The organism is Streptomyces sp. NPDC024632, assembly GCF_055559175.1.
Genome location: NZ_JBVHLD010000002.1, coordinates 354,557 through 372,198 on the forward strand (window position 1 = coordinate 354,557; position 17,642 = coordinate 372,198).

Genomic DNA, 17,642 nt, shown 5'->3' on the forward strand with positions numbered 1-17,642 from the left:
ATTGGCCGAAAGGGGCCGCCGGCAGAGGCCGGTTCAGGCCGAGAGGGGCCTGGCGGTGTCGTCCGTCGCGGCTTCCAGATCCGGATAGACCTCGAAGAGCCGTCGTACGCCGAGGGCGGCCAGCACCCGGTTGACGTGCGCGCCGCCGCCGTAGCCCTCGGTGGGCGCCGTCACCGTGGGAACGTCCTCGGGCAGCACGATGCGCAGGCGGCCCGCACAGGACCGCATCAGCCGCCGGGCACCGATCAGGACACCGACTCCGCTGGAATCGCAGAAGCGCACGTCAACGAGGTCGAGTACCACCCGGCGCCGCCCTGCGGCGACCGCGTCGTGAACCTTCTGCCGGACCGCGGGAGACGAGATCAGGTCCATCTCACCCGCGACCGTCACCACCACCCAGCCGTCTCGCTCGGCCTGGGTCACCAGCACCGGTTCCCACCTCGCCTCGCCGTCGACTTCAGGAACATCATCACCATGACCCTATGCCCGTTCTCCGTCGTAACTCTGCAATGTTCCGGTCACACCCGGATAACAGACCGCCAAAATCGATCACAGTCAGCAGCAGGTTGGTGCAAAGCGACGCACGTCGCAGGAGGTGCCCGTTACATTCGACCTGAGCGCATTCGGGCACGCTGAACACACTCGGCTACGGTCGGTGGCCGGGCAAGGGGCGACAGGGCAGGCGACGAGGCAAGGGGGCGGCAGATGGCGACACCCGCACCACCGCGCTGGGACCGCAAGATGCAGCAGCGGCTGGCGCGCGGTGAGGAAGCCGCACTCGGCGAGCTGTACGACCGGTACGCCTCACTTGTGCACGGCCTGGCCTATCGCGTGATGGACGACGACGACGCGGCCGACCTCATCACCCGCGAGGTGTTCGGCTACATCTGGGAAAATCCGGACGCCTACGACCCGAAGCACGGCTCGCTGCGGTCGTGGATCGCGACACTCACCCAGCGGCAGGCCGTGCACCGGCTGCGACAGCAGTCGAACCGGGGCCGTTCCACGCCGGACGAGGTGGAGGCCCGGGTACGCGAGGCCAACACGGCGGCCCGCGCCGACTTCATCGTCACCTCGATGCCCGCCCCGCTGCGCGCCGCCCTCGAACTGGCCTACCGGGAAAGGGTCGACTACCGCACCGCGGCGGCCGGGCTCGGGGTGAGCGAGGACGAGGCGCGCCGTCGGCTCCGGCTCGGGCTGCAACTGCTGTCCACGGCCATGGAACCGGGCGAGCAGGGCGACGACCACCCGCTGGATCCCAGGGGACAGCGAGGGCGACGATGAGCGGTCCCGCGTTCCACAACGGCGACGGCCCGCACGGCGGGGACGACGGCGAGCCGCGCGTCCCGTACCAGCGCGAGCAGCCCGAGACGCGGGAGACCGCGCACCGGCAGCCGCCCGCGGAGTCGCACCAGCCGATGCCCCAACTGCCGCACTACGACCACCGCACCCTCAAGTCGCTGCTCGGCGCGTGGGCGTTGTCGGTGTGCTCGCAGGACGAGGCGCTGGCGGTCGAAGTGCATCTGACGGACTGCGCCACCTGTGCGGATGAGGCGCTGCGACTGCGGGACGCGGTGGGTCTGCTGCACCAGGAGGATTCGCTCGACCTCGATCCGCTGCTGCGGGCACGGGTGTTGGAAGGCTGCCTCGGCCGTCGGCCGGCGCGTATCCCGGTGCCCGAGTGGGCCGGACCGTTCGACGCGGAGGCCGCCCGGCTGGACGCGCTGCTGCGCGACCTCGGCGACGGCTACTGGAAGGCACCGGTCGAGCTGAAGTGGCACGACGGCGAGCAGCGGTCGACGGAGTTCACGGTCGCGCAGGTCATCGGTCATCTCACCGCCGTGGACAGCCTGATCGCCAGGTCGCTCGGGCTGCCGCCGGACGGCGGCGACCCGTCGGCGGACCCGCCGCGTTCCGGGCTCGGCGGTCTGGGCCTGGGCATCGGAATGGGCATCGCCTCCCGCGCCCGGCTGCGCAACGCCCGCACTATGGGCGACTTCCCGCTCACCCCGGTCGAGCGCACCGCCGCGCACTGGGCGACGCACAGCATGCTGCCCGGAGCGACCGTGCGCTCCCTGTGGCGCGAGCAGAGCCACAGCCTGGTGCGTACGGTCTCCTTCGCGGGCGGCGGCGCGGGCGGGCTCGACGTCGACTACGGCTCGTTCGCGCTGCCGCTGGAAGACGCCTTCCTGGACCGGGCCTTCGAGTGCTGGATCCACGCGTCGGACATCGCCGAGGCCGTGGACTATCCGTACGATCCCCCGGCGCCGCGCAATCTCAACCGCATCATCGACCTCGCCGCGCGGCTGCTGCCCGAGGCGCTGGCGGACCGGCGCAGGGCCGGTCTGACCACCTCGCCGACGCATCTGGTGACGGCCGGTACGCCGGGCCGCTCGCTGCTGCTCGAAGTCGAGGGCAAGGGCGGCGGCCAGTGGTATCTGCCGCTGGACTCACCCGGCGCCGTCGCGTCGCCGGAGGAGATGGTCGCCCATGTGGCGATGGACTGCGTCGAGTTCTGCCAGTTGGCGGCGGGTCACATCGAGCCGGAGCGGATCGCGGTCGGCCAGATCGGCGACCGCGACGTCATCCGTGATGTGCTCTTCGCCACGGCGTCCCTGTCCCGCCTCTGAGACGGACGCCTGTGCCCTGACGAGGGCCGGGCGAAGAGCCCGCTCGGACAGAGAGCTCAAGCGAAGAGCCCGGACAGAAGGCTCAGGCGAAGAGCTCGGACAGAAGGCTCAAGCAAAGAGCCCGCTCAGGCGAAGACGACCGTGCGGTGGCCGTTGAGCAGCACCCGGTGCTCGCTGTGCCACTTCACCGCGCGGGCCAGCGCCTGGCACTCCACATCGCGCCCGATGGCGACGAGCTGTTCCGGCGTGACCTCGTGGCCGACCCGCTCGACCTCCTGCTCGATGATCGGCCCCTCGTCGAGGTCGGCCGTCACATAGTGCGCGGTGGCGCCGATGAGCTTCACACCGCGGGCGTGCGCCTGGTGGTAGGGCTTGGCGCCCTTGAAGCTCGGCAGGAAGGAGTGGTGGATGTTGATGATCTGACCGGACAGCTCACGGCACAGGTTGTCGGAGATCACCTGCATGTAGCGCGCGAGCACGACGAGTTCGACGCCCTCCTTGCGCACGATCTCCAGCAGCCGCGCCTCGGCCTCGGCCTTGGTGTCCCTGGTGACCGGCACATGGTGGAAGGGAACGCCGTAGGAACCCACAAGTTCCTGGAAGTCGGTGTGGTTGGAGACCACGGCGGCGATCTCGACCGGCAGCGCGCCGATGCTGGTGCGGAAGAGCAGGTCGTTGAGGCAGTGCCCGAACTTGCTGACCATGAGCACGACCCGCATGCGCTCGTCTGACGGGTGGATCCGCCAGTCCATGTGGTATGCCTCGGCGATCGCCGCGAAGCTGGCGCGCAGCTTGTCCACGGTCACCGCCTGCTCGGCCGAGAAGTGCACCCGCATGAAGAACAGGCCGGTGTCCTGGTCGCCGAACTGCTGGCTGTCGACGATGTTGCAACCGGTCATGAAGAGATAGCTGGAGACCGCGTGCACGATGCCCTGTTTGTCCGGGCAGGACAGGGTGAGGACGTACTGCGGGTCTGGCTGCGGCGGCTGCTGTTCGGTCACGCCGTCAGCCTCGCACAAACCGACCCCCTCAGGTCGGAGTGTCCGTCAAGCGGAAGCCGCGAATATCGCGCGCCAGGTGGCGCGGGGAAAAACAGGTGCCACCGGAAAACACGCACCAGGTGCGGCCCGGGGACGTACGAACATCCAACGGTCACGCCGACCGTATGTAGATCGCCAGCACCTCCAGCGAGCGCGGCGGCGTGTCCGGGTCGTCGCCGTCGGCGGCGGACATCCGTATGTGGGCGTCGCGGGCGGCGCGGACCGCCTCCGGCCAGGCGTGGTGGTCGAGATAGGCGGCGACAGGTGCGTCGGCACCCACCTGGTGCAGGATTTTGAGGACGCGCAGCACGGCGACGTCGACGAGCGCGGCCTCCTGCGAGTCGCGGAAGATCGTGCCCACGTACTTCTCGGCGGACCAGTTGTCGAGCCAGGTGTCCTCGACGAGCCGGTACACGGCGTCCGTGACGTCCCCGTATCCCTCGCGGCCGGTCTGCCAGACCTCCCGCTGGAACACCGGGTCGCTGATCATGTGCAGCGCGGAGCGCACATTGCTGCGCCAGCGCCACCAGGGCATGTCATTGAGCGGCATGCCCCCCATCGTGGAGGAGTGACGGCCGCGACGGGAAGACTTCTCCGAACCTTGCACAATGGCGCATCGTACGTTCTCCACCGACGCCACCCGTAATTCACCTGATAGTGACCGTCCGTTCGCTTGCGGTCACCCCGGCGTTGGGCGCGGGCCGGAATCTTCGCATGACATGAGGGAACGGCGTATCCGCAGGGTCCGCACGGCTGCCGTCGCGCTGCTGGCCACAAGTGCGCTGCTCAGCGGGTGCGGTGTGCTTCCCGGAGGTTCGGGCGGCTCCACGGGACCGCTCGTCGTGATGACGTGGGCGCCGGTCGACACGAAATCGACCAATATGCCGGGAATGCTCGCCATGGCGCAGGCATTCGAGAAGTACACCAACGAGCAGGGCGGTCTCAACGGCCGCAAATTGAAGGTGCTGACCTGCAACGAACGCCATGACGCGGTCGCCGTCACGGACTGCGCGCAGCAGGCGGCGAAGGCGGGCGCGGTCGCGGTTGTCGGTTCCTACAGCGAAGAGGGCGGCAGTTTCACCACCGCCCTGGAGTCGAACGGCATCCCGTACATCGGCGGCTACGGCATCACCGCCGACGAGTTCCAGAGCCTGCTGTCGTACCCGGTCAACGGCGGTCTGCCCGCGCTGCTGGCGGGCAGCGGACGGCAGTTGGCGGACCTGTGCAAGAAGGTCAATCTGGTGCGGCCCGACACGATCACCGGTGACCAGTTCCCGATCTTCCTCGACCAGGGGCTCAAGAGCGGCGGCCGGCCGCCCGCGCGCGACATGCTCACGGCCGACGACTCCAACGACTACACCGACATCGCCACCGCCGCGGTCGGCAGCAACAAGCCGTCCACCTGCGTCTCCGCGGTGCTCGGCGACCGCACCAGCACCTTCTTCGACTCCCTGCGCCGGGTCGGCGAGGAGCAGCCGAAAGTGCGGCTGTCCTCGGTGCTCGGCAGCGTGCAGCAGTCGGTGGTGGACTCGACCGGCGGCGCGGGCAGCCCGCTGGAGAACGCGTACGTGACCGGCTGGTACCCGCCCGCGTCCGACGCCAAGTGGGCCGAGATGAAGTCGGTGGTGAAGAAGTACGCGTTCGGCGACGACCGGATCGACGTCGCCGACCCCGGGGTGCAGACCACCTGGGTCGCGTACACCGTCTTCGCCAAGGTGGTGCGGGCGATGGACGAGAAGGTCAGCGTGAACGCGGACAATCTGCACCGCGCGATGGACACCACGACCCACCTGTCGACCGGCGGCCTCACCCCGAATCTCGGCTGGACGCAGACCGATCTGCTGGGCATCCCGAGCCACTCCCGGATGGTGAACTCCAAGGTCACTTATCAGGTGGTACGCGACGGGCGGCTCGTGCTGGCGCGGCCGGGCTTCGTGGACCTGACCAAGACGCTCCGGCAGAACTCGTCCGCGCAGAACTGAGCGCCCACGAGCGGCCCGTACGACCCCTAGGGCGTGTCCAGGACGCGCCCTCACACCCCCGCCGCGTACCGCCAGAAGTCCCGCATCACCTGGGGCGGCGTCGGGCCGGTCATCGAGCGCTGCGTGAAGAGGATGCTGACAGCGCCGGTCGAGGGCGTGATGTGCGCCGTGGTGCCGCTGCCGCCGACCCAGCCGTAGCGGCCGAGGACGTTCCAGGGGTCGGTCTCCGCGACGTCCACCGAGCCGCCGAAGCCCCACCCCTGGCCTTCGAGGAACAGCTCGCTCGCGTCGCGCTGGGACCGCGTCAGGTGGTCGGTGGCCATCATCCGTACCGACCGCGCGGACAGCAGCCTGCGGCCGTCCACGGTCCCCTCGGCGAGCAGCATGCGGGCGAAGGCGAACCAGTCGTCGACGGTCGAGACGAGGCCGCCCGCGCCCGAGGTGAAACCGGGCGCCTTGGTCCACTCCTCGCCCGGCGGGTCCGACAGTTCGATACCGCCGTCCGCGCCCGTCCCGTAGGCGCTGGTCAGCCGGTCGAGCGCGGTCGCGGCCACGGTGAAGCCGGTGTCGGCCATGCCGAGCGGTTCGAAGATCCGCTCGGCGAGGAACTCGGCGAAGGAGCGGCCCGAGACCCGGGCGATCAACGCGCCCTGGATGTCCGAGCCGGTGTTGTACAGCCAGGCGTCTCCCGGCTGGTGGAGCATCGGGATACGGGCCAGCGCCGCCAGCCAGTCGTCGGGGCCCGCGAAGCCCGACAGCCGCGCCGGACCCTGCTTCAGCTCGGTGAACAGCGGTTGCAGGGCGGGGAGTGAGAAGTCGCTGGGCATGCCGTACCCGGCCCTGAAGGTGAGCACGTCGGCCACGGTGACCGGCCGGGCGGCCGGGACCACGTCGTCGACCGGGGCGTCCGGGGTGCGGACGACGACCGGCGCGGCCAGTTCCGGCAGCCAGGTCGCGATGGGGTCGTCCAGCGCGATCCGGCCGTCGTCGACGAGCATCATCACGGCGGCGGCGGTGATCGGTTTACTGACGGAGGCGATCCGGAAGATCGCGTCCCTGGCCATCGGCACGGCGCCCTCAAGGTGCGCGGAACCGACCGCTGCGACCTCCACCCGGTCGCCGCGCGCCACCAGACCCACCGCACCCGGAATCGTGCCGTTGTCGATGTACGGCTCCAGGACGCCGCGCAGGCCCGCCGCCGGATCGGTCGTGGAACTGTTCGTGGGATGCGTCATCGGTCCACCTCTCGCATGGTGCGGTCGAGAGGAAGACTCCAGCGTCGGCGCGGATTCATCGGTCGGGCGCGGACGTGTCGGGTCCGTCACCGTCCGTCCGCATACGCACGCATATAAGCGCACGGGAGCGCACAGGCGCGCAAGGAAACGCGCGGTGACGCGTATACGCGCGTGGCCCCGTCCACCAACGGCCCCGGCTCAGAGCTGGCTGTACTGCCGCTCGGTGAGCCCGTACTGCTTCGCTATGGCGTTCCACAGCCGGACCGCGCGCTTCTTCTGCTCGGTGGCGGTGCCGCTCTCGCGGTTGCCGTCCTGGGCCTCGCCGGTGCTGCGGGCGTGGCCGCCCTTGCAGACGCTGTGGTTGTGCGCGGCCTGGTCGGCCCAGTTCGCGTAGTGGCCGTCCGCGGCGGCCGACGCCTGCCACGCCTTGGTGAGGGCTTCGGTCAGGTCGGCGTGGTTGGGCAGCTTGTCCACCGACAGGCCGCCGAGCTGGGTGACCAGGCCGGTGCGCTGGGTGGCGGCGGACCGCAGGTCGGCGGCGGCGGGCCCGAGATTCTTGCAGTTCTTGATCGACTCGACCGCGCTCACCACGGAGCTGCGGCTGTTGCCGCTGGTCTTCAGCAGCGCGTCGAGGCCCTGCGCCTGCTGCTTGACGGCGTCGTCGGCCGCGGAGTCGGTGCTGCCGCTCGCGGACGCGCTCGGCGCGGAGGACGCCGGGGTGCCGCTCTTCGACGCGGTGTTGTCCGTCTTGGCGTCGCCGCCCTTGTTCAACAGCCCGCCGACCACGAGGCCCGCGACGACGCACCCGGCGACGACGATGCCGATCACCATGAGGGGCGACAGCCTGCGGCGCGGACCGTCGTCCTGACCGTGCCCGCCGTCGTAGCCGTAACCGGGGTCGTACGGCTGCTGCGGGGGCTGGCCCATGCCGCCCTGCTGCTGCCCGTACTGCTTCTGTTGCTGTTGCTGGGACGGCGGCTGGATGATCCGCTGGCGCAGCGGTTCCGGGCCGGGCACGTCGCTGCGGAACAGGTGGTCGTAGTCGCTGTCGTGCTGCGGCCCCGTCTGGGGCTGCTCCTCGTACCCGCCGCCCCGGCCCTGACCCTGACCTTGGCCCTGACCCTGGCCCTGACCTTGGTCGTACGACTGCTGGCCGTACTGCTGCTGGCCGCCGTACGACTGCTGCTGGTCGTACCCCTGCTGCCCGTAGCCGTCGTAAGGCTGCTCATAGGACTGCTCGTACGACTGCTGCGGGGGCGGGGACTGCGGGCCGCCGTACTGCGGCTGCTGTTCCTGCTGGTCGCGGTCCTGGAAGATCGACAGCGGCAGCGCCTGGGTGGCGTCGGCGGCCTGCTGCTGCGGGGCCGTGGGCGGTGCCTGCGGCGGTACGGGCGGCAGCGGCGGTACGGGGCCCGGCCCCTGGCTCGCCGCGGCCATCGGCATACCGGGGTCGCCGCCGGGGTACGGGGGCAGCATCTGCGTGGCGTCGGCCACCGGGACGGCGGGCGGCGGCATGCTCCCGGGATACGGCGGCAGCATCTGGGTGGCGTCGGCGGGCTCGGGCAGCGGGGCAGGCTCGCCCCAGGGGGAGCCGCCGGCCGGCTGCACATGTTCCCCGTAGGGCGGCTGCTGCCGCCCCGCGGGCACCACGACGCCCCGGTACGCCTCAGGCGTCTCCTCGCCGCGTCCGTCGGTGTGCATCGCCGCTGACTCCCGCCTATGCCCTGTCGTCCGTTGCCGGATCCTTCCGAACCATCCGCCAACGCTACCGGGTTAACCGGACCATCAACCACGTACCCGAACGAGTGAACGTCATGACACACCGAGAGGGCGGAAGTACCGGGCGTACCGGGCCCGTTCCCGCAAGGTCTCTCCAGCGCTTTGGCCACCGCGCGGGGACGCGGTGTCGGTCGCGTAACGATTCGGTGATGGTCCGCTATGCGGCGTCCTGTTCCTCCAGACGGGCGCCGAACTCGCGGACCACGGGCTCGGCCGCGTAGGGCTCCAGGCGGCGGCGGAAGTCGTCCAGGTACTCCGCGCCGCGGTTGGAGCGCAGACCGGACAGAAGGGTGACGGCGCGGGTGCCCGTGTTGCAGGCCTCTTCCAGTTCGCGCTGCTGCACCTGGGCGTCGGCGAGCAGCAGCATGTCGATGGCACGGCGCCTGGTGCGCGATTCGGGGTGCGCGGCGAGCGCTTCCTCCGCGCGGCGCGCGGCGGGCGCGGCCTGGCCGAGGTCGCGGTGACAGTGCGCCAGTTCGTCGGCGAGGTAGGCGTGGTCGAAGTGGGCGATCCAGGGCGGGTCGTCGTCGGGCCGGGAGTGTTCCATGGACTCGACCGCGAGGTTGGCCACGGTGGCGAAGGTGCGGGCGTCGCCGAGCAGCGCGTGGCCGCGGGCCTCCGCGGCGTAGAACATCGCCTCCGCCGTGGGTGTCACCTGGCCGCGGGCGCCTTCCTGTGCCGCGCGGGCGAGTTGGGCGATCTCGCGCGGGTTGCCGAGCGAGGCGGCGAGGTGGCTCATGCTGGCCGCGAGGATGTAGCCGCCGTAGCCGCGGTCGCCCGCCGCCTGGGCCAGGCGCAGCGCCTGGATGTAGTAGCGCTGGGCGAGTCCGGGCTGTCCGGTGTCGACGGCCATGTAGCCCGCCAGTTCGGTCAACCGCGCGACGGCGCCGAAGAGTTCCCTGCCGACCTGGTCGCGGTAGGTGCCCGCGAGTAACCCGGACACCACGCTGTTGAGGTAGTGGACGACGACCGGGCGGACGTGTCCGCTGCCGAAGCGGTGGTCCAGGTCGGTGAGCGCCTGCGTCGTCGCCTTGACGGCCTCGACGTCCGACATGCCCACCCTGGCACCGCCGTTGCGGGCGACGCCCTGGTCGGGGCGGGTGATCAGCCAGTCGCGGCTGGGCTCGACGAGGGCGGAGGCGGCGACCGTGGAGCCGGTGAGGAAGTCGCGGCGGCCGACGTCGCTGCGCCACAGCTCGCAGACCTGCTCGATCGCGCCGAGGACGGTCGGCGCGAAGTGCAGACCTATGCCGGTGGCCAGGTTCTTGCCGTTGGCCATGCCGATCTCGTCGATGGACACGGCGCGTCCCAGCTTGCGGCCGATCGCCTCGGCGATGATGGCCGGGGCCCGGCCGCGCGGCTGCTGACCCCGCAGCCAGCGGGCCACGGACGTCTTGTCGTACCGCAGGTCGAGGCCGTGTTCGGCGCCGCACATGTTGACCCTGCGGGCGAGCCCGGCGTTGGAGCAGCCGGCCTCCTGGATAAGTGCCTGAAGCCGTTCGTTCGGTTGCCGAGCCACGAGCGGTCGTGCGGCCATCAATTCCCCCACTTCGACGATGCGTACCTCGTCCTGGTGACAGGTGCCCATCTCATCACCGAAAAATGCCCTGTTAGAGCGGCATTTCATGTCGTTTTCGCCTTTAGCGGAACGAGCGGAACGACACGCGGACCCCAAGTGACTACCCGAATACGGGCCCGGATCGCGCACGCGCCCCCGGGCGTGCACCAGTGCGCCCGCCATGAGCCGAGGGGCCGGCCCCCGTAACTCACGCTGATGAGGGAAGTTGTGCAGCGCGTGGAAGACACCATCGGAGCACCGCGGCAGCTCACCGCCCAACTTCTCGACACGGCCGTCCGATACGCGCAGGAGCGGCACTGGGACGTGCTCCCCGGCTCCTGGATCGAGGACGACACGGGCGGCCCCGCGCTGTGCTCCTGCGCGTCTCCCACCTGCCCTGCTCCCGGCGCCCACCCGACCCGGCCCGACTGGGCGGCGCACGCCAGCGGCAGCGCCGACGCGGTACGGCGCATGTGGGGCAAGCAGCCGCGCGCCTCGGTCCTGTTGCCGACGGGCCGTACGTTCGACGCGGTCGACGTGCCGGAGGTGGCGGGGTGCCTGGCGCTGGCCAGGATGGAGCGGATGGATCTGCCGCTGGGCCCGGTGATCTGCACGCCCGACCGCAGGCTGGTCTTCTTCGTCCTGCCCGGCGCCACCGTCAAGGTGCCCGATCTGCTGCGGAAGTTGGGCTGGGCGCCCGGCTCGCTCGACCTGCGGGTGCGCGGCGAGGGCGACTGGATCGCCGCGCCGCCGACGCGGACGGGGCCGGGCGCCTCGGTGCAGTGGGCGCGGCAGCCGACCGCCCTGAACCGGTGGCTGCCGGACGTCGAGGAGCTGCTGAGTCCGCTGGCGTACGCGTGCGGGCGGGAGTTGGCGGCCGCGAGGGGCCGCTGACCCCTGCGCGGAGGCTCACGCTCCCGAGCCCTTCGGTCACTGTCAGTGGTCGCGTCTAGGGTTGTCGGACGTAGACCTTCGCGCGTCGTCCGACCAGCGGCGCGCCGGGGGCAGGGGCGCGAGACGGGGAGAGGTGCCGCCATGTCGGAGCCGCAGAGGTCGCAGGGGGAGCAGGAGTCGCAGCGGAAGCTGACGCCGTACCGGCCGGTGCCGTACGGGAGGACCGCCGAGGAGGTGTCCGAGGCGGCCGGAGACACCGATCCGGTCGCTGTGCGTGTGCGCGGGCTGTGGAAGCGGTTCGGCGAGCAAGTGGCCGTGGCCGGGATCGATCTGGAGCTGCCCGCGGGCCGCTTCATCGGCCTGGTGGGGCCGAACGGGGCGGGGAAGACGACCTCGCTGTCCATGATCACCGGCCTGCTGCGGCCGGACGACGGCAGTGTGCGGATCGTGGGCCACGACGTGTGGACGGACCCGGTCGGCGTGAAGTCCAGGATCGGCGTGCTGCCGGAGGGTCTGCGGCTGTTCGAGCGGCTGTCGGGGCGTGAACTGCTCGGTTACACGGGCCGGTTGCGCGGTCTGCCGGGCGACGAGGTCGACAAGCGCGCCGGTCAGCTCCTCGACGTCCTGGACCTGTCGGCCGCGCAGAACAAGCTGGTCGTCGACTACTCCACCGGTATGCGGAAGAAGATCGGCCTGGCCGCCGCCCTGCTGCACAATCCCGAAGTCCTCTTCCTCGACGAGCCGTTCGAGGGCGTCGACCCGGTGTCCGCGCAGGTCATCCGCGGTGTGCTGGAGCGCTATACGGAGTCGGGCGGCACGGTCGTCTTCTCCTCGCACGTGATGGAACTGGTGGAGAGCCTGTGCGACTGGGTCGCGGTCATGGCCGCGGGCAAGATCGTGGCGCGCGGCCCGCTCGCCGAGGTGCGCGGCACCGCTCCCTCGCTCCAGGACGCCTTCTTGTCGCTGGTGGGCGCCGACCGGCGCGACGGGCAGGCGCTCGACTGGCTGAGCGGCGGCAAGTGATGACCACCTCGGCCACCACCCCGCTCGCCGCTCCCGCGCCGCCGACCGCGCCCGGTCGCGGTTCCTCGCTCACGCCGGTCTTCGTACGGCTCAAGCTCACCCTCTTCCGCAACGGCCTGCGCCGGTCCACCGGCCGTACGGTCGGCTGGTCCCTCGGCGTCGCCTTCGCGATGCTGTACGCGCTCGGCATGGGCGCCGGAATGGTCGCGCTGCGGAACAACCACTACGCACCGTCCGCCGCCGTCACCGTGACCGTCGTCCTGGTCGTGGGCTGGGCGATCATGCCGCTGTTCTTCTTCGGCGGCGACGACACGCTCGACCCGACCCGGCTGGCGATGCTGCCGCTACGGCCGCGCCCGCTGATAACGGCGCTATTGGTGTCGTCGCTGATCGGCGTCGGTCCGCTCTTCACACTGCTGGTGTCGACCGGTGCGGTCGTCGCGGTCGCGCACGGCGGGGCCGCGTGGGTCGTCGCTGTCGTGGCCGTGGCCCTGACGCTGCTGCTGTGCGTGGCGCTGTCGCGGGCGGTGGCCGCCGCCAACACCCGGCTGCTGACCAGCCGCAAGGGCCGCGACCTGGCCCTGCTCAGCGGTCTGTTCGTGGCGGTGGGTGCCCAGCTCGTCAACCTCGGCGTCAACTCGCTGTCGTCCGACGGCGGTCTGCACCGGGCGACCTCGGTGGCGTCCGTACTGCGCTGGATTCCGCCCGCGCCCGCCGTGGACGCGGTGCGGTCGACGGCGCGCGGGTCGTACGGCCTGGCCGTCGTGCAACTGGCCCTCACCGTCGCCGTGCTGGCGCTGGTCCTGCGCTGGTGGCACGCCAGCCTGCACCGGCTGATGGTCTCGCCCGACGCGTCCACGCTCCAGGCGGCGCCGGAGCGCGAGGGGTCGAAGGCGCGGGGCGGGGCGGCGGTGGGCCCTTCGCTGCCGGCCCGGCTGCTGCCCGGGCGGCTGGTGGGCGGCCGGACGGCCACGGTGATGGAGCGGCAGTTCCGGTACCTGTGGCGCGACCCGAGGTCGAAGGCGGCGTGGGCGACCGGGCTGGCCGTCGGGCTGCTGCTGCCGCTGGTCGCGGTGGTACAGCACGGCACCGTCTACCAGTGCCTGTGGGCGGCGGGGCTGCTCGGCATGCAGATGTACAACCAGTTCGGCATGGACGGCTCCGCCTTCTGGACGGTGTCGGCGACGATCACCACCCGCAGGGACGCGGCGCTCGAACTGCGCGGCCGGGCGCTGACGTTGGCCGCCATCGCCGTGCCGTACGTCACCGTCGTCACCACCGGCGCGGCGCTGCTGCTCCACCGGGTGTCGGCGCTGCCCGAGACGCTGGGGCTGTCCTTCGCCTTCCTGGGCGCGCTCATCGCGACCGGCAGTTACGCGAGCGTCCGCTACCCGTACGCGCTCCCGCAGGACAACCCGTTCGCCAACGCGGCGCCCGGCCAGGGCGGTCTCGTCGCGCTGAACGTCGTCGGCGGCACCTTCAGCGGCGCGGCCCTGTCGCTACCGGTGATCGCGCTGACCCTCGCCCTCCACTTCAACGATCTCCATTCGCTGCTGTGGGTGGTGCTCCCGGTGGGCGCGCTGTACGGGCTCGCGGTCGCGGCGGTCTCGCTGCGGTTCACCGCTCCGCGGCTGCTCGATCGTCTTCCGGAGATCCTGGGGGTGGTGGCGAAGGCGTGACGGACGGGGCCGGTGGCAGGTGGTCGTTGAGGGCGGTGCCGTCCTTGCCTGCCCGGCCTGTGCTGCCGTCCTTGCCTGCCCAGCCTGTGCTGCCGTCCTTGCCTGTCCGGCCTGTGCTGCTTTTCCTGTCGGCGGTGCCGGCCGTGTCGATGCCGTCCGCTCGGTCGGCGCGGCGCCGCGGGCCGCGCCATTCCGCGATCCAGTAGAGCAGCGCGAGGGCGGGCAGGGCGGCGCCGAGCAGGGCCACCGAGGTCCAGCCACCGGCGTGGTAGGCGTAGGAACCGGCCTGTGAGCCGACCGCGCCGCCGACGAAGAAGGTGGCCATGAAGGCGCTGTTGAGCCGGGACCTGGCCTGGCCGTCGAGCCGGTAGATCACCTGCTGGCCGAGGATCAGGGTGGTCTGCACGGCCATGTCGAGGAGCACCGCGGCGGCGCCGAGCGCGATGACGCTGTGCCGTCCCACCCCGGCGAGACCGAAGGCCAGGGCCGCGGTGACGAAGGCGACGGCCGTCATCGGCCGGACCAGGCCGCGGTCGGCCCAGCGTCCGGCGAGCGGTGCCACCAGTGCGCCGCCCGCGCCCGCGAGCGCGAAGAGGCCGACCTGCCACTGGCTGTAGTTGAAGGGATCGCTGGTCAGAACGAAGGAGATGGTGGTCCAGAAGACGCTGAAGGCGCCGAACATCGCGGCCTGGTACAGCGCCCTGCGCCGCAGCGCCGGATGGACGCGCAGCAGGCGGGCGGTGGAGCGCAGCAGGAGCCCGTACGACAGCGTGGCAGCGTCGGCTCCGGGAGCGCGGCGCGGCAGGGACCTGCGCAGTACCAGGGTCAGTACGGTCATCAGCCCGGCCGAGGTCAGGTAGACGACCCGCCAACTGGTCGCGTCCGCCAGCAGGCTGCCGAAGGTACGGGACAGCAGGATGCCGGTCAGCAGGCCGCTCATCACCTGCCCGACGACCTTGCCGCGGCTCTCGTCCGGCGCGAGGTCGGCGGCGAAGGGCACGAGGATCTGGGCGACGACGAGCGTCGTGCCGACGATCAGCAGCGCGGCGAGCAGGACGGCGAAGCCCGGTGCGAGACCGGCCAGCACCAGACCGGCGATGGTGAGAGCGAGCAGGACGGTGGCGAGGCGGCGCTTCTCGATGACGTCGCCGAGCGGGACGATGAGCAGCAGGCCGGCGGCGTAACCGAGTTGGGAGACGGTGACGAGGCTGCCCGCGGCGACCGCGCCGATCCCGAACGCCTGGCGCAGCTCGCTGAGCAGCGGCTGCGCGTAGTAGAGGTTGGCGACGGTCAGGCCGCAGGCGACGGCGAGCAGGACGATGAGGCGGCGGGGCGGGCCCGGCACGGGGACCGGTGTGGCGCCGACTGCGTGTCCGGGCCCTGCGGCGGCTGGTCCGGACGCGGGTATGTGCACGGGTTCGGGCCCTGGGGACGGTGCGTCGGACGACGGCTGGGACATCGATACCTCGTCGAAGTGGAAACCGGTTTAACCAGTTCCGAAGGTACCAGTTAAACCGGTTCCCCGGTAGAGTGGCCCGTATGACCGCGAACGGCATCGACGCCTACGCCCCGGCCCTCGACGGCGGCCGTGCTCAGCGGCGTTTCCGCGAGGGCGCCGGGCGGCTGTGCCTCGACTACCTGCGGACACTGCGCTACCGGGGCACGCCCGCGGTCACCGAGGAGCTGGCCGATCCGGAGGCGCTGATCGCCTGGGTACGGCAGTGCGGCCCCTGCGCCGACGTACCCGCCACCCCGCCCACACCCGCCCGGCTGCGCGAGGCCCGCGCCTTGCGCGAGGCGGTCCACGCGCTGGTCAGCGCCGCCATGGCCCCCGGCAGGGAACCCGGCGCGGCCCCCGGCTCCGGCCTCGGCGACACCGCCCGTACCCGGCTCAACCGCGCCGCCGCCCACGCCGTCCCCGCCCCCCGACTCGCCCCCTCCGGCGACCTCCAGTGGCACGCGGACGACCCCCTCACCGCGACCCTCGCCCTGATCGCCCGCGACGCCCTCGACCTCGCCGCCACCCCCGAACTGCTGCCGCGCCTGCGTCCCTGCGCCTCCCCGACCTGCGGCGCCGTCTTCCTCGACCAGTCCCGTCCGGGGACGCGGCGCTGGTGCTCCATGGACGTGTGCGGCAACCAGGCCAAGAAGACGGCGCTACGGGCGCGGAGCGCGTAGCCGGTGACGTCAGGGGCCGAAGTGCAGGGCCCGCGCGAAGGCGTCGATGTCGTCCATCGCCCGGAGCACCCGCCCCGGATCGGGCGCAGCCGTCATCACCAGCACGTCCGCACCGTGCTCGGGCACGCGCCACGCGTAACGGAGGCCGATGGTGATGCCGTTGTCGTCCGGGTCGACGAAGTAGCGCATCACGCGGATGCCGGTGCCCAAGTGCTCACTGCCGAAGTCCTCGACGATCGGCGGCTCCACGGCGTACTCCGCGTCCGCGTGGGTGAGCTCCCGCAATTCGCCGGGCAGTTCGCCCTCGATGTCGAACTCCGCCCAGTACACGGCCAGCGGATTCCCGCGCGGGCCGTCCAGGTGGAAGTGCAGCCCGTACCCCGGATAGACGCGCGGATACCGCTCCATCCCGTACGTCAGCGCCTCGGCCAACTCCCGTACCTCGCCGGGGCCCGGCGTCAAGGCGCTGTCCTCCCAGTGCGCCTCGGCCATCACCCGCGCGTACGCGGCGGCGTCCGGGAACTCCCCCTCGCTCCCCGGCACCGGCCACCGCGTCGGCACCCACACCCACCGCGAACCGTCCACCCGCCGGGCGTCCAGCCGGCTCCCGCTCACGCGTAGCTCCAACGGAACGTCGTCATCAGCGCGTCGAACAACTCGGCCAGCGCCCTGGTGAATTCGCTGCCCGGATCCCCGTCCCCGACCGTCGAGAACGCCACCGCGAGCCACCGCCCCGCGCCCTGCCTCGGCACGGGGACGACGTAGTCGACATGCCGCGCATACGTCTCCACCGGTTCGCTCTCGCGGAGGGCCGGCGGCTCCACGTACTCCCACCGCACGCCCAACGTCCCCGCGACCTCCCGCACTTCCCCTGGCGCCCCGCCCCGCTCCTCCCCCACCAGCCGCCCCAACACGGCCTCCGCCCCCGTCTCCTCCCCCGCCCACTCACCCGCCACCTCGGCGACCACGAACGACGCCCCCACCACCAGCCCCGCCCGCGCCTTCACCGGCACATACAGGTCCAGCCCACCCCCCGCCCTCGCCTCCCGCGCCATCCCCTCCACCCTCCGGCGCACCTCCGCCCGAAACGCCATCCCCTCATCCCTCGGCACCCCCGCCGGAATCCGCTCGATCCCCCGAAACACCTTCTCGTCCAACGCCGTCGCGGTGCCCGCGCGCAGAGGGATCCGGGCCCAGCCCGGGGGCAGCACGAGGGTGTACCCGACGGGGGTGGCCTCTGCGGTCACGGGGCCGCCTCCGCCGGGGGTTTGCGGCGAAGCCGCACTTTGGCAAGCCAGGCGGTGGCTGGAGCCAGTAAGGGGATGGGCGCGAGGTAGACGATGCCGGTCGACGCGACCGCCAAGGCGTTGAACATGGCTCCGAGCCAGATATAGGCGAGCACGCCGGAGGCCCAGCCGCGAATGCGGAACAGGCCGAACATGCCGCACCACACGAATAGTTGTCCTGTAGCCGACAGCGACAACGTCTCGACGATGAAGGTGAACCTGCTCGGGCGAAGTAGCGGCGCTGTGACGGCTAACAGGCCAAGCCCAGCAAACGGCACCACGCCTCCAGTCCGAATCAACCTGTCGCTACGTGCCAGGACAGGATCGCCATTCGCGTTGCTCACGTAGAACACGTGGA

At 71.4% G+C, this 17,642-nt stretch carries 17 protein-coding genes; 7 read left to right on the forward strand and 10 right to left on the reverse strand.

Going from position 1 to position 17,642, the window contains the following annotated elements; all coding sequences use genetic code 11:
- Positions 1-33 precede the first annotated feature (33 nt).
- Positions 34-423 (reverse strand): STAS domain-containing protein, encoded by a 390-nt coding sequence (locus ACZ37P_RS04880; RefSeq protein WP_391043574.1) that lies wholly within the window; start codon positions 421-423, stop codon positions 34-36.
- 282 nt (positions 424-705) lie between these two features.
- Here ACZ37P_RS04880 and ACZ37P_RS04885 point away from each other — a divergent pair, with 282 nt between their 5' ends.
- Positions 706-1,284, forward strand: coding sequence for a sigma-70 family RNA polymerase sigma factor (locus tag ACZ37P_RS04885; protein ID WP_355337555.1), 579 nt, complete (start codon positions 706-708; stop codon positions 1,282-1,284).
- Entirely contained in the window at positions 1,281-2,630 is a 1,350-nt protein-coding gene (locus ACZ37P_RS04890) for a maleylpyruvate isomerase N-terminal domain-containing protein (protein WP_355337552.1), read from the forward strand. Before ACZ37P_RS04885 ends, ACZ37P_RS04890 begins: the two co-directional genes overlap by 4 nt.
- 125 nt (positions 2,631-2,755) lie before the next feature.
- Here the strand turns inward: ACZ37P_RS04890 and purU are convergent, their stop codons facing one another.
- Positions 2,756-3,631, reverse strand: coding sequence for a formyltetrahydrofolate deformylase (gene purU, locus ACZ37P_RS04895; protein ID WP_188279924.1), 876 nt, complete (start codon positions 3,629-3,631; stop codon positions 2,756-2,758).
- Between the two features lie 151 nt (positions 3,632-3,782).
- Positions 3,783-4,229 carry an SCO4402 family protein gene (locus ACZ37P_RS04900; RefSeq protein ID WP_391043159.1) on the reverse strand — a complete coding sequence of 149 codons (447 nt, stop codon included), beginning with the start codon at positions 4,227-4,229 and terminating at the stop codon, positions 3,783-3,785.
- 160 nt (positions 4,230-4,389) lie between these two features.
- On the opposite strand from ACZ37P_RS04900, the gene ACZ37P_RS04905 reads away from it, so the two are divergent.
- Positions 4,390-5,652: an ABC transporter substrate-binding protein gene (locus tag ACZ37P_RS04905; RefSeq protein WP_467344893.1), complete on the forward strand. Its 1,263-nt coding sequence runs from the start codon at positions 4,390-4,392 to the stop codon at positions 5,650-5,652.
- A gap of 50 nt (positions 5,653-5,702) precedes the next feature.
- On the opposite strand, the gene ACZ37P_RS04910 is transcribed toward ACZ37P_RS04905, so the two are convergent.
- The 3 genes from ACZ37P_RS04910 to ACZ37P_RS04920 form a co-directional block, all read right to left on the reverse strand.
- On the reverse strand, positions 5,703-6,887 hold the full coding sequence (locus ACZ37P_RS04910; RefSeq protein WP_467344895.1) for a serine hydrolase domain-containing protein: 1,185 nt from the start codon (positions 6,885-6,887) through the stop codon (positions 5,703-5,705).
- A 198-nt stretch (positions 6,888-7,085) separates the two neighbouring features.
- Complete coding sequence (locus ACZ37P_RS04915) at positions 7,086-8,588, reverse strand: hypothetical protein (RefSeq protein WP_467344897.1); 1,503 nt, start codon at positions 8,586-8,588, stop codon at positions 7,086-7,088.
- 235 nt (positions 8,589-8,823) lie between these two features.
- On the reverse strand, positions 8,824-10,203 hold the full coding sequence (locus ACZ37P_RS04920) for a transcriptional regulator (protein ID WP_188279929.1): 1,380 nt from the start codon (positions 10,201-10,203) through the stop codon (positions 8,824-8,826).
- 237 nt (positions 10,204-10,440) lie between these two features.
- Between ACZ37P_RS04920 and ACZ37P_RS04925 the strand changes: the two genes are divergently transcribed.
- The 3 genes from ACZ37P_RS04925 to ACZ37P_RS04935 all read left to right on the forward strand — a co-directional run bounded on the left by ACZ37P_RS04925 (position 10,441) and on the right by ACZ37P_RS04935 (position 13,820).
- Positions 10,441-11,118 (forward strand): bifunctional DNA primase/polymerase, encoded by a 678-nt coding sequence (locus ACZ37P_RS04925; RefSeq protein ID WP_401310104.1) that lies wholly within the window; start codon positions 10,441-10,443, stop codon positions 11,116-11,118.
- A 141-nt stretch (positions 11,119-11,259) separates the two neighbouring features.
- A complete protein-coding gene (locus tag ACZ37P_RS04930; protein ID WP_467344899.1) occupies positions 11,260-12,141 on the forward strand; it encodes an ABC transporter ATP-binding protein in 882 nt (293 codons plus the stop codon).
- Positions 12,141-13,820 (forward strand): transporter, encoded by a 1,680-nt coding sequence (locus tag ACZ37P_RS04935; RefSeq protein WP_467344900.1) that lies wholly within the window; start codon positions 12,141-12,143, stop codon positions 13,818-13,820. Before ACZ37P_RS04930 ends, ACZ37P_RS04935 begins: the two co-directional genes overlap by 1 nt.
- Here ACZ37P_RS04935 and ACZ37P_RS04940 read toward each other — a convergent pair.
- Positions 13,759-15,165 (reverse strand): MFS transporter, encoded by a 1,407-nt coding sequence (locus ACZ37P_RS04940; protein WP_401310095.1) that lies wholly within the window; start codon positions 15,163-15,165, stop codon positions 13,759-13,761. The genes ACZ37P_RS04935 and ACZ37P_RS04940 overlap by 62 nt on opposite strands.
- Before the next feature lie 194 nt (positions 15,166-15,359).
- On the opposite strand from ACZ37P_RS04940, the gene ACZ37P_RS04945 reads away from it, so the two are divergent.
- Positions 15,360-15,998 (forward strand): CGNR zinc finger domain-containing protein, encoded by a 639-nt coding sequence (locus ACZ37P_RS04945; RefSeq protein ID WP_467344902.1) that lies wholly within the window; start codon positions 15,360-15,362, stop codon positions 15,996-15,998.
- 9 nt (positions 15,999-16,007) lie between these two features.
- Here the strand turns inward: ACZ37P_RS04945 and ACZ37P_RS04950 are convergent, their stop codons facing one another.
- The 3 genes from ACZ37P_RS04950 to ACZ37P_RS04960 all read right to left on the reverse strand — a co-directional run bounded on the left by ACZ37P_RS04950 (position 16,008) and on the right by ACZ37P_RS04960 (position 17,637).
- Positions 16,008-16,613 (reverse strand): hypothetical protein, encoded by a 606-nt coding sequence (locus tag ACZ37P_RS04950; RefSeq protein ID WP_467344903.1) that lies wholly within the window; start codon positions 16,611-16,613, stop codon positions 16,008-16,010.
- Positions 16,610-17,155: a hypothetical protein gene (locus ACZ37P_RS04955; RefSeq protein WP_401310087.1), complete on the reverse strand. Its 546-nt coding sequence runs from the start codon at positions 17,153-17,155 to the stop codon at positions 16,610-16,612. Before ACZ37P_RS04955 ends, ACZ37P_RS04950 begins: the two co-directional genes overlap by 4 nt.
- 86 nt (positions 17,156-17,241) lie before the next feature.
- Positions 17,242-17,637: a hypothetical protein gene (locus ACZ37P_RS04960; RefSeq protein ID WP_467344905.1), complete on the reverse strand. Its 396-nt coding sequence runs from the start codon at positions 17,635-17,637 to the stop codon at positions 17,242-17,244.
- Positions 17,638-17,642: the final 5 nt, after the last annotated feature.

What these genes read in the sequence shown, in the direction of transcription:
- ACZ37P_RS04945 (WP_467344902.1), top strand. Translation starts at nt 15,360, where the DNA reads ATGACCGCGAACGGCATCGACGCCTACGCCCCGGCCCTCGACGGCGGC.
- ACZ37P_RS04900 (WP_391043159.1), bottom strand. Translation starts at nt 4,229, where the DNA reads ATGGGGGGCATGCCGCTCAATGACATGCCCTGGTGGCGCTGGCGCAGC.
- ACZ37P_RS04930 (WP_467344899.1), top strand. Translation starts at nt 11,260, where the DNA reads ATGTCGGAGCCGCAGAGGTCGCAGGGGGAGCAGGAGTCGCAGCGGAAG.
- ACZ37P_RS04885 (WP_355337555.1), top strand. Translation starts at nt 706, where the DNA reads ATGGCGACACCCGCACCACCGCGCTGGGACCGCAAGATGCAGCAGCGG.
- ACZ37P_RS04935 (WP_467344900.1), top strand. Translation starts at nt 12,141, where the DNA reads ATGACCACCTCGGCCACCACCCCGCTCGCCGCTCCCGCGCCGCCGACC.
- ACZ37P_RS04925 (WP_401310104.1), top strand. Translation starts at nt 10,441, where the DNA reads ATGAGGGAAGTTGTGCAGCGCGTGGAAGACACCATCGGAGCACCGCGG.
- ACZ37P_RS04910 (WP_467344895.1), bottom strand. Translation starts at nt 6,887, where the DNA reads ATGACGCATCCCACGAACAGTTCCACGACCGATCCGGCGGCGGGCCTG.
- ACZ37P_RS04915 (WP_467344897.1), bottom strand. Translation starts at nt 8,588, where the DNA reads ATGCACACCGACGGACGCGGCGAGGAGACGCCTGAGGCGTACCGGGGC.
- ACZ37P_RS04920 (WP_188279929.1), bottom strand. Translation starts at nt 10,203, where the DNA reads ATGGCCGCACGACCGCTCGTGGCTCGGCAACCGAACGAACGGCTTCAG.
- ACZ37P_RS04890 (WP_355337552.1), top strand. Translation starts at nt 1,281, where the DNA reads ATGAGCGGTCCCGCGTTCCACAACGGCGACGGCCCGCACGGCGGGGAC.
- ACZ37P_RS04905 (WP_467344893.1), top strand. Translation starts at nt 4,390, where the DNA reads ATGAGGGAACGGCGTATCCGCAGGGTCCGCACGGCTGCCGTCGCGCTG.